Source organism: Microcystis sp. M165S2 (assembly GCF_020245885.1).
Classification (GTDB): domain Bacteria; phylum Cyanobacteriota; class Cyanobacteriia; order Cyanobacteriales; family Microcystaceae; genus Microcystis.
This window is the reverse complement of the sequence record NZ_JADBTZ010000235.1, coordinates 1-10,220: the sequence shown is the minus strand read 5'-3', so window position 1 is coordinate 10,220 and position 10,220 is coordinate 1. Positions and strand designations below refer to the sequence as shown.

Here is a 10,220-nt window from a genome sequence, read left to right as displayed (position 1 = left end):
TGCTTCAAGGCTTTTTTAGAGATGGCTTGATAGTTATAAGTTAAAACGTTTCTACCTTTTTTCTTATCTTTATAGCGTGGTAATTTCGGCTCTCCTGTAAATTTATTCGGCGATTTTTTGAATTGTTCTTGTGCTTTTTGATAGGATTTAAAAGTTTTTTCTACTTGCTTTAATACTAACTGGCTTACTTTAGCTGGTAACGCTTGATAATCTGCGCTTGTTTTCAAAGCATGGTGTAACTCAGTCATGGTTAGAAATGGCTGATGTGAAAAGAAAGCTTGACGGTTTAAATAGGGTTTGCGGCAAAAAGTTTTTCGGTGGTGGTAGGGTGTGGGGTGTGGGGTGTGGGGTGTGGGGTTTTACCCATTTTCACCTGGTCAATTACCTAATTTTCAGGGAAAAAGTCCCGGAATTTTCCCCTCAATCACTCCAATGGTCGGCACTTTTTGAGGTCAAAAAAGTCTAAAAGCCTTATCCAACAAGGTTTTTAGATTTATTCAGCCAACCCTAAATAGACAGCACAATTATAAAGATTCTTTGATAAAAATGCCAACTTATCAAATGCTAAAAATTCATTTTTATTAAATTTGATTAGATGTCTTTGAACTAACTTCAGGCTCTTCCTCCAAGCACTTAATTAAACATTCCGTTTTTCTTTTTCTTCGTCTTATTGAATACAGTCGCGCGCAAAATGAAGTGATTATGCTGACAAAATCTTGCATCAAATCATCTTTTCTTTCCTCGGCTAAATTGACTACTTCTATGTCTCGGTTTGTTTGGGCTAAAAGAACTTTTAAATAATTGAACCCTACTCTACTCAATCGGTCTTTATGTTCTACGACAATTAAGTTATAATCATTTTGTTCTAGAAGTTTTAATAATAGCTTTCTGTGGTCATTAACCCCACTTCCCACTTCTTTAACTACTCTGACAATTTGATAGCCTTTCGCCGTACAATAAGCCTCTAATCTTTTCGCCTGAGTCTCCAAGTTAGATTTATTTTCTGAACTAGAAACTCTTGCATAAATAGCAACTTTATTTTCACGCACTGAACGGTCATCTTCAAAGATAATAATTGTTCCTGTGGGAAGACGTTCTCCTTGTAACTGCCCTCGATTCCACATCCTCCAAGCAGTGTCATAACTGATCCCCTTTTTCTTGGCATAATCTGATAGTTTCATTTGAACTGTAAGGTAAACTTGCACTAACCACAGTAGCAGTTGTTTGCTATTATTTGCATATATTTTCTACAAAACTTTACAATACTCTTTCTCGCCTTTCAGAAATCCTCTAGAATAAGATTCTATAGACTTCTAAATAACCACAATGACCGATGATGCCATCCCTAGTCTAAATTTAGCGATCTCTAGTTTAGCCACGAGTAATCATTTCGCCCGTTGGGTGACGAAAGCACCCCTACCGGGGGGATATGTGCATCATGACTGTGAATGGACCGAGAGTCTAACCACGGAATGGATGGCATGGCAGGAAATGTTCTGTCTGCAAAAAATGCCGACCTTGCCGATGTTAGAGCAATTAGAAGCAAATTCTCGACCCAAACTGACTCTTTCGGGAGAAGGCGGCAGTTATGGCGGTCAATTAATGCAGAAACTAGGTATTAGTCTCTGGCAATGGTTATTTCAAGCATCAATTAGTCAAAGTTTCGCCCAAAGTCAGGGAATCGCCCTCGGCAAAAATCAGCCCCTGCGAATTCGCTTGGAATGTCGCAATCCCCATTTAATTCTGCTGCCCTGGGAAATTATGCAGCAAGCAGGTAAACAGGCCATATCTCTGCATCCGAATATACTCTTTAGCCGCACCACCAGCGATGTGGACCCACTGCCACCGATAAAACCAAGTAATAGTCTCAATATTCTCTTAGTTATCGGCGAAAAACAGATTAAAACCGCCGCTAGTTCCCTCAACCTCACCGCCATTAATACGGGTGGAGAAACTAATTCCGACCAGGCACTGGAATCCGAGGCCGCCAATCTCATCCGGGCCATCTCCCCTGGGGGCAGTAGTTCCCTCCCTGAGAATTTGGGAGTGAAAGTCAAAGTCGATACCTTAATTCGACCGGAGGCCGAAGAACTGACCAGGGCCTTGGATACGGGTAAATATCAAGCTTTTTTCTACGCCGGTCACGGAATGGCCGCCCCCAATGGCGGTTCCCTATTTCTGCGGACGGGGGAACAGCTAAATGGGACGGAGTTAGCCCAAGCTTTGGTGAGAAATCAGGTTATTTTAACCGTTTTTAATGCTTGCTGGGGTGCTTATCCCGCTAAATCAGGTCAGGAGATGATCCCCCGCAGCAGTCTGGCGGAAGTCTTGATTCACCATGGCGTTCCCGCAGTTTTGGCTATGCGAGATGCGATCGCTGATCGAGAGGCCTTGAGTTTTATCGAAGTTTTTACCCGCACCCTCTTCGGGTTCAAAGACAAAGAAGCGCAGATGTCCAAGTTGTTTCCCGGTCCGAGAGTCCCTATTGATCAGGCCGTTCGTATCGCCAGGCAGCAGTTATTAACCCTCTACAAGTACAATCAACCCGCTTGGACTTTGCCGATTCTCTATATGCACCCGGAATTCGACGGGCAATTGCTGCAAACCCTTGATGAGACTCAATCACCGACGGTTATGCCCAATATCTCCAGAACCATGCCCGCCGCTTTCTTATACTATCTCGATCGTCCCGAAAGAAAATGGTCAATCCGTGGTGGTGGCATGAATATAGGACGGGACATGGAAAATGATCTACAGATTACTGAAAAATGGGTTAGTAAAAACCATTGTCGGATAATTTGCCGTAAAAAACACGATCATCCAGACTATCAATACTTTCTCGAAGATTTCTCCCGTTTTGGTACTTTTATCTACCAAGATGGCCACTGGAAACAGGTACATAACCAAGAAGTTCCCCTAGAGTCCGGTTTACAGATTAGCTTCGGCAGTTACCAAGGCCAAATCCTCGCATTTGTGGTCGAATAATTAGGGTTGGCTGAAAAAGTTTTTCGGTGGGGGTTGGGGGTTGGGGGTTGGGGTGTGGGGTGTGGGGTGTGGGGTGATGGGGTGATGGGGTGATGGGGGAGTGGGAATTATGAATTATGAATTATGAATTATGAAGTGGGAAGGTGGGGAAGTGGGGAAATTGAACTAAAACCCTAAAACCCCAAAACCCCAAAACCTGTCTCCTGTCTCCTGACGACCGGCTCCTGTCTCCTGCCTTCGTTAACTAACTTTTTGCTTCCTCTTTAAGCGTATAAATTGGTTTAAACCAACCCTTGCGCCAGAAGTAGAAAATCAAGCCTCCCGCTACGCCTAACATGACTAACCAGACCATGAAATAACTCCATTCTCCTTTTAATTCTGGCATATTCTCGAAGTTCATGCCATAGACACCAACGATAAAAGTTAAGGGAATAAAAATCGTCGAAATTACGGTTAAAAACTTCATAATTTCGTTTAATTTATTGCCCATAGTGGACATATAAACATCCATCAAACTCGCCGCTAATTCTCGATAAGCTTCGATAATTTCCAGAATTTGAATGACGTGGTCGTAGGAATCCCGAAAATAAATTTGTACTTCATCGCTGACTATACCATGATGGTCACGCATCAGTAAATTTAGGACATTTCGCATCGGCCAAATTAAGCGACGCAGTGCCAATAATTCCCGACGGACATCATAGATTTCCTGCATTGTATCTCGATCGGGATTACTAATAATCGCATCTTCCAACGCTTCAATCCGATCTTCGTAGTGTTCTACCACGGGAAAATAACCATCGATAATCGTATCTAATAATAAATAGGTTAAATAATCCGCCCCCGATTTCCGTACTCGTCCCTGGGAAGTGCGAATTCGATCTCTGACTATCTCAAAACAGTCCTGTAATTCCTCCTCTTGAAAACTTAAAAGATAGCGTTTTCCCAAGACAAAACTCACCTGTTCCGTATCAAAACCGCTTTCATCTTCTTTCAGTCGCACCATGTGAGAAATCACTAACAATTGATTGTTATAATCTTCTAACTTGGGTCGCTGGGGTACATTGACTACATCTTCTAATAACAAAGGATGCAGATTAAAAATTGCTCCCACCTGTTTTAAAACCGTCTCACTACCTAACCCTTGAATATCCATCCAAGACACGGTATTTGTGCCAATATAGGGGGCGCAAGCATTGGGAGTAATATCCATCTTGCGAATGGCGTTATCTTCATCGTAGTCGATTAAAATAATCCGCGAGGGTTTGGCATCTGGTTCAATAATTAATGTCCCCGGTTCACTCCCCGGTTCATCATAAAAATAATCGAAGTAGTCTTCTTCCTCGTCTCCATCGGTATCGGGACGATTGTTGACGAATATATCGGGTTGTAGTTGGGTCATAAGCTTACAACAATCTGGCTAATTTGGGCAATAAGAAAACAGAAAAGTTGAAAAATTTAATTTGCCTAAAGTTACTATCTATCGCCATGAGATTACAGTAAACTGAAAATTGTTTACTGATTTATTCCCTCCTGATAATTATCAACGATGAGATTAATCGGGAGAATTAGCAATATTGACGGCCAAAATTTATGGAATCCGCCTATTTTATTCCCCGTCTAGTTATCCCCGTCGGTGATCCCGCCGGAATCGGCCCTGAAGTGGTGTTAAAAGCGATCGCCGATTCCTCAATCTCGTCCAGTTGTCAGATTACTCTAATCGGCACAAGAACGCTTCTCGAAAAAGCCTATCACGATCCCCATCTTCTCGATCGCTTTTCTCTGATCGATTTGCCCTACAACCGGTCAAAAATCGTTTTCGGGCGTGGGGATGCCCATAGTGGTGAAATTAGCTTTCTTTACCTGCAAGAAGCCATAAAACGCACCCTCAAGGGCGAATTTGACGGTATTGTCACCGGTCCGATCGCTAAATCCTCTTGGCAGTTGGCCGGTTATGATTTCCCCGGTCAAACGGAGGTTTTGGCTACCATGGCGGGAATTAACCGTTATGGGATGCTATTCGTCGCTAAATCCCCTCACACCGGCTACGACTTACGGACTCTCCTCGCCACTACCCACATCCCCCTGCGAGAAGTTCCCGATGCTCTGAACCCCGATCTGATGACCCGAAAACTAGACCTATTGATCGAGTCTTTAAAGCTAGATTTCGGCATCGATCACCCAAAAATCGCCATATCCGGCCTTAATCCCCACAGTGGCGAAGCGGGAAAACTGGGAAGGGAAGAAAAGGACTGGTTACAGCCTTGGCTGGAGTCAATGGGGCAGCAATACCCGCAAACCCAATTAATCGGCCTTGTCCCCCCCGATACGCTTTGGGTGGAACCGGGGCGCGCTTGGTTTAGCGGTGCAGGGCAACCCGCCGACGCATATCTGGCATTATACCACGATCAGGGCTTAATTCCCGTGAAATTAATGGCTTTTGACTGTGCTGTTAATACTACCATCGGTTTACCTTTTGTTCGCACCTCTCCAGACCACGGGACGGCTTTTGATATCGCCGGTCTTGGTATCGCTAGGGCCCAGAGTATGCAAGCGGCAATCCAATTAGCGATCGAATTATGTCAGCAGCGCCGTATTGATCGGTGTTAGGGGTTGGGGGTTGGGGGTTGGGGTGTGGGGTGTGGGGGTGTGGGGGTTGGGGGTGTGGGGGTTGGGGTGTAGGGAAGGAAACCTCTTTCATCTGTGGGGGTGAAAATTTTTTCATCGAGACTGACTCCTAATCCCGATTACCAAATTGGTGTGAGCAGCGGGACAACCGGAGAACTAAACTAGAGATATAGCCCTCGATAGGAGACAATTGGGATATGGGTATCGCTTCAGTCAACCCTGCCACCGGAGAAATTCTCAAGACTTTTAACCCTCTAACCTCGGAGGAATTGGCGGCGAAATTGGCCCTAGCTGACGCGACTTTTCAGCAGTATCGCCGCACCACCATCAGTGAACGGGGACAGTGGTTACGGCAAGCGGCAGATATTTTGGAACGGGATCAGGTGACATTGGCTAAAACCATGACTTTAGAGATGGGGAAACCAATCAAATCAGCGATCGCAGAAGTCCTCAAATGTGCCTTGGTTTGTCGTTTTTATGCCGATCATGCCGCTGGTTATCTGGAAGATGTGCTGATTGCCACCGATGCTAGTCGCAGTTTTGTCCGTTATCAACCGTTAGGGGTAATTTTAGCGGTTATGCCCTGGAATTTCCCTTTATGGCAAGTATTTCGCTTTGCTGCCCCCGCTTTAATGGCGGGAAATGTCGGCCTACTCAAACACGCTTCTAATGTCCCCCAATCAGCTTTAGCGGTGGAAAGAATTTTATTAGAAGCCGGTTTTCCCGAAGGCGCTTTTCAAACTCTTTTGATCGGGGCCGATCGCGTTAGTGATTTAATTAACGATGAACGGGTAAAAGCCGCCACTTTAACCGGTAGTGAACCGGCGGGGATGAGTTTAGCAGCCGCCGCAGGAAAACAGATCAAAAAGGTGGTTTTGGAGTTGGGAGGTAGTGATCCTTTTATCGTTTTAGATACTGCCGATATCGAGGCGGCAGCGGCTACGGCAGTGACGGCGCGATTGTTAAATAATGGTCAGACTTGTATCGCCGCTAAACGGTTTATTGTTATGGAAACTGTCGCCGCTCAATTTGAACAGTTATTAGTGGCTAAATTCCAAGCTTTGAGAGTGGGTGATCCCCTCGATGAAACTGTTGATATCGGTCCTTTGGCCACGGTATCGATCGTCTCGGAAATTGCCGCTCAAGTGGAAAAAACTGTCGCTATGGGTGGTAAAGTCCTTGTGGGAGGTCAACGTTTAGAGGGAAAAGGTAACTTTTATCTACCAACGATTTTAACCGATATTCCTGTGGGTTCTCCGGGGGAAAAAGAGGAATTTTTTGGACCGGTGGCTTTACTATTTCGAGTCAAAAATATCGAGGAAGCGATCGCTTTAGCTAATGATAGTCCCTTTGGTTTAGGTTCTAGCGCTTGGACGAATAACCCCGAAGAAATTGAGCGTTTAATTACCGAAATTGAGGCCGGTTGTGTGTTTATTAACGGTATGGTTAAATCCGATCCTCGCTTACCCTTTGGGGGTATTAAACGTTCCGGTTTTGGACGGGAATTAAGTGTCGAAGGTATTCGCGAATTTGTTAATGTTAAAACTGTTTGGATTAAGTAAATAAATTCAGTTATCAGTAGGGTGGGTTAGCAACGCGTAACCCACCACCATAACCAATTAAAAATATGCCGCGCATTTTTGATAATATTGAGTCCCATTTATTGCCAATTTTACAGGAAAGTTTATTAGCAGCCCAACGCGCTGATTTTTGCGTGGGTTATTTTAATTTGCGCGGTTGGCAGTCCATAGACACCTATATTGATCACTTTCTCGGTGGTGATTTGTCCTGTTGTCGTCTCCTGATTGGTATGCAGAAAGCACCCCAGGAATTACTACAGCAATCCCTGTCTTTATTGCCTAGATCAAATGGTATAGATAAGGCAACTTCCGCTCGTTTAAAAAAACAAATTGTTCAGGATTTTTGCCAGCAATTAACTTGGGGGAATCCTAGCAATCGCGATCAGGCAGCTTTGCAACGTTTGGGTCAACAAATCCAAGCGGGTAAGCTAGTAATTCGCCTATTTTTGCGCTATAATCTCCATGCTAAATTATACCTTATTCATCGAGATGATGTCAATAATCCAACGGTGGGATTTTTAGGTAGCAGTAATCTAACTTTTGCGGGATTACAACAGCAGGGAGAATTAAATATTGATGTCCTTGACCACGATGCTTGTGCCAAATTACAAAAGTGGTTTAATGATTGTTGGTCAGATACTTGGTCTTTAGATATTTCTGCGGATATTGTCGAGGTGATTAACCAAAGTTGGGCGCGGGAAAGTCTGATTTCTCCCTATCATATCTATTTAAAAATAGCTTACCATCTTTCCTTTGAAGCCAGGGCAGGTTTAGCAGAATACAAAATTCCCCGACAGTTTGACCAAGACTTACTAGATTTTCAGAAATCGGCCATTAAAATTGCCGCTCGTTATGTGCAAAGACGCGGTGGGGTCTTAATTGGCGACGTGGTGGGGTTAGGAAAAACGCGCATCGCTTCCATTCTAGCATATATTTTGCAAGAAGACTACGATTTAGAAATCTTAATTATTTGTCCGAAAAACCTCCTAACTATGTGGGAGGATTACAGCCATAAATATAAATTAAGAGCGAAAATTATCCCCTTAAGTCAGGTGATGCAGGAATTGCCTAATCTGCGGCGCTATCGAGTGGTAATTATCGATGAAAGTCATAACCTTCGCAATCGAGAGGGTAAACGTTATCGGGTGATACAGGACTATATCAACACCAATGAAAGTCGCTGTATTCTCTTGACTGCGACTCCCTACAATAAAAACTATCTTGACCTGTCCAATCAACTGCGTTTATTCATTCAAGAGGATACTAATCTCGGAATTCGTCCCGAAAGACTACTGGAATCTCTGGGAGGAGAAATCGAATTTAATCGCAGACACCAATCTCCGGTTAGGTCCCTAGCTGCCTTTGAAAAAAGTGACTCTCCCGACGACTGGAGAGACTTAATGCGTCTCTATATGATTAGACGGACTCGCGGTTTTATCAAAAATAATTATGCTACAGAAGACGAACAGGGTCGCAAGTATCTAAAATTTGCCGATGGGTCGAGGGTATATCTTCCCCAACGACAACTAAAGACGATAACGTTTGACCTACAAGACTCGGTTTATGCGCGTTTATATTCGGAAGCAGTGGTGATAACTCTCAACGGATTGAAGTTACCCCGTTACGGATTGGGAAATTATCTAATTAAAGGATGTAAAGGGACAGGAGAGGAGGAAACTATCTTAAAAAGTCTCTCCCGCGCGGGTAAAAGATTAATGGGATTTTGTCGGACGAATCTATTTAAACGTTTGGAGAGTGGGGGGTATGCTTTCCTACAATCCCTTGACCGTCATATTTTCCGTAACTATATTTTCCTTCATGCCATGGCCAATAATTTACCCCTTCCCATCGGGAGTCAGGATCTAGCTTTGTTAGACACTCGTTATCTGGATGAGGATTTAGTCACTCATGGAGAAGAAGACAGTATAGAAACCGAGGACACTGGGGGGATAACCGGGTTAGAAAAAGAGTATCAAAAAAGAGCCGAACAAGTGTATCAAAAGTATGTCAGTGATTATCGCAAGCGCTTTCAGTGGATTAAAACCGAGGTCTTTAAACCCGCATTGAAAAAAGACTTACAATCCGATGCCTTGGCTTTAATAGCATTATTGCAGACCTGTGGGACTTGGCAGCCAAAGACCGACGAAAAACTAGAGAAGTTATGGCAGCTGTTACAGGAAAATCATCCCCAAGAGAAGGTGTTAATTTTTAGTCAATTTGCAGACACGGTGACTTATTTAGTTACTCAGTTGCGAAATCGGGGAGTGGATAAGATTGCGGGAGTGACGGGAAACTCTCCTAATCCTGCGGAAATTGTCCATCGTTTTAGTCCCCGCAGCAATTCTCAGCAAGTGGAGGAAGAAATACGAGTCCTAGTCGCGACGGATATCCTCAGTGAAGGGTTAAATTTACAGGATTGTGCCATTATCGTTAATTATGACTTGCCCTGGGCAATTATTCGTCTCATTCAACGGGCCGGAAGGGTAGATAGAATCGGTCAAAAAGCAAGTCAGGTTCTCTGTTATTCCTTTTTACCTGCGGAGGGAGTGGAGAGAATTATTAAACTACGGACGAGACTATCTCAAAGACTGCGAGAGAATGCGGAAGTGGTGGGGACCGATGAGATATTTTTTGAGGAGGAGATGGATAACCAGACTTTATTAGATCTGTATCATGAAAAATCTGAGGTTATCGAAAATTTGGGTTAAAACCCCGTCGTTTTACGACGGCTTTTCTTGATCTTTAATATAGCACTTAAGAACTTCCAGGGTTGCACCTATCAGTTATCAGTTATCAGTTATCAGTTATCAGTGGGTAAGTCATCAGTTATCAGATGTGAGTTTTTAAGTGTGCAGTATTAAATAGAAGTTTCGTCCTGTCTTTTTAATGTTTACTGATTACTGTTTACTGATCACTGATTATAGAGTGTCTTTCATGAGCGCAACCGACTTGACATTATTGATAGATCTAGTTAAAATAGAGTACAGACAGACACATTTTAACCCAATGAAAGCAAGGTATCAATAC

General features: G+C 43.6%; 6 protein-coding genes and 1 pseudogene. 4 read left to right on the top strand and 3 right to left on the bottom strand.

Annotated elements, in window-relative coordinates; all coding sequences use genetic code 11:
• Both IM479_RS12030 and IM479_RS12025 read right to left on the bottom strand, forming a co-directional pair.
• Window positions 1–248, bottom strand: a pseudogene (locus tag IM479_RS12030) (RNA-guided endonuclease InsQ/TnpB family protein); the annotation flags it as partial.
• 333 nt (window positions 249–581) lie between these two features.
• Window positions 582–1,181, bottom strand: a complete 600-nt coding sequence (locus IM479_RS12025; RefSeq protein ID WP_287685521.1) for an IS607 family transposase — start codon at window positions 1,179–1,181, stop codon at window positions 582–584.
• 145 nt (window positions 1,182–1,326) lie between these two features.
• On the opposite strand from IM479_RS12025, the gene IM479_RS12020 reads away from it, so the two are divergent.
• A complete protein-coding gene (locus IM479_RS12020) occupies window positions 1,327–2,985 on the top strand; it encodes a CHAT domain-containing protein (RefSeq protein ID WP_287685519.1) in 1,659 nt (552 codons plus the stop codon).
• Between the two features lie 244 nt (window positions 2,986–3,229).
• On the opposite strand, the gene corA is transcribed toward IM479_RS12020, so the two are convergent.
• Window positions 3,230–4,387 carry a magnesium/cobalt transporter CorA gene (corA, locus tag IM479_RS12015; protein ID WP_287685517.1) on the bottom strand — a complete coding sequence of 386 codons (1,158 nt, stop codon included), beginning with the start codon at window positions 4,385–4,387 and terminating at the stop codon, window positions 3,230–3,232.
• Between the two features lie 191 nt (window positions 4,388–4,578).
• On the opposite strand from corA, the gene pdxA reads away from it, so the two are divergent.
• The 3 genes from pdxA (at window position 4,579) to IM479_RS12000 (ending at window position 9,901) form a co-directional block, all read left to right on the top strand.
• Window positions 4,579–5,595, top strand: a complete 1,017-nt coding sequence (pdxA, locus tag IM479_RS12010) for a 4-hydroxythreonine-4-phosphate dehydrogenase PdxA (protein WP_287685515.1) — start codon at window positions 4,579–4,581, stop codon at window positions 5,593–5,595.
• A gap of 215 nt (window positions 5,596–5,810) precedes the next feature.
• Window positions 5,811–7,175, top strand: a complete 1,365-nt coding sequence (locus IM479_RS12005; protein ID WP_287685513.1) for an NAD-dependent succinate-semialdehyde dehydrogenase — start codon at window positions 5,811–5,813, stop codon at window positions 7,173–7,175.
• Window positions 7,176–7,240: 65 nt separating this feature from the next.
• A complete protein-coding gene (locus tag IM479_RS12000) occupies window positions 7,241–9,901 on the top strand; it encodes a helicase-related protein (protein WP_287685512.1) in 2,661 nt (886 codons plus the stop codon).
• Window positions 9,902–10,220: the final 319 nt, after the last annotated feature.

Excerpts from the sequence above, each read along its gene's own strand:
- IM479_RS12025 (WP_287685521.1), bottom strand. The coding sequence starts at position 1,181 with ATGAAACTATCAGATTATGCCAAGAAAAAGGGGATCAGTTATGACACT.
- IM479_RS12020 (WP_287685519.1), top strand. The coding sequence starts at position 1,327 with ATGACCGATGATGCCATCCCTAGTCTAAATTTAGCGATCTCTAGTTTA.
- corA (WP_287685517.1), bottom strand. The coding sequence starts at position 4,387 with ATGACCCAACTACAACCCGATATATTCGTCAACAATCGTCCCGATACC.
- pdxA (WP_287685515.1), top strand. The coding sequence starts at position 4,579 with ATGGAATCCGCCTATTTTATTCCCCGTCTAGTTATCCCCGTCGGTGAT.
- IM479_RS12005 (WP_287685513.1), top strand. The coding sequence starts at position 5,811 with ATGGGTATCGCTTCAGTCAACCCTGCCACCGGAGAAATTCTCAAGACT.
- IM479_RS12000 (WP_287685512.1), top strand. The coding sequence starts at position 7,241 with ATGCCGCGCATTTTTGATAATATTGAGTCCCATTTATTGCCAATTTTA.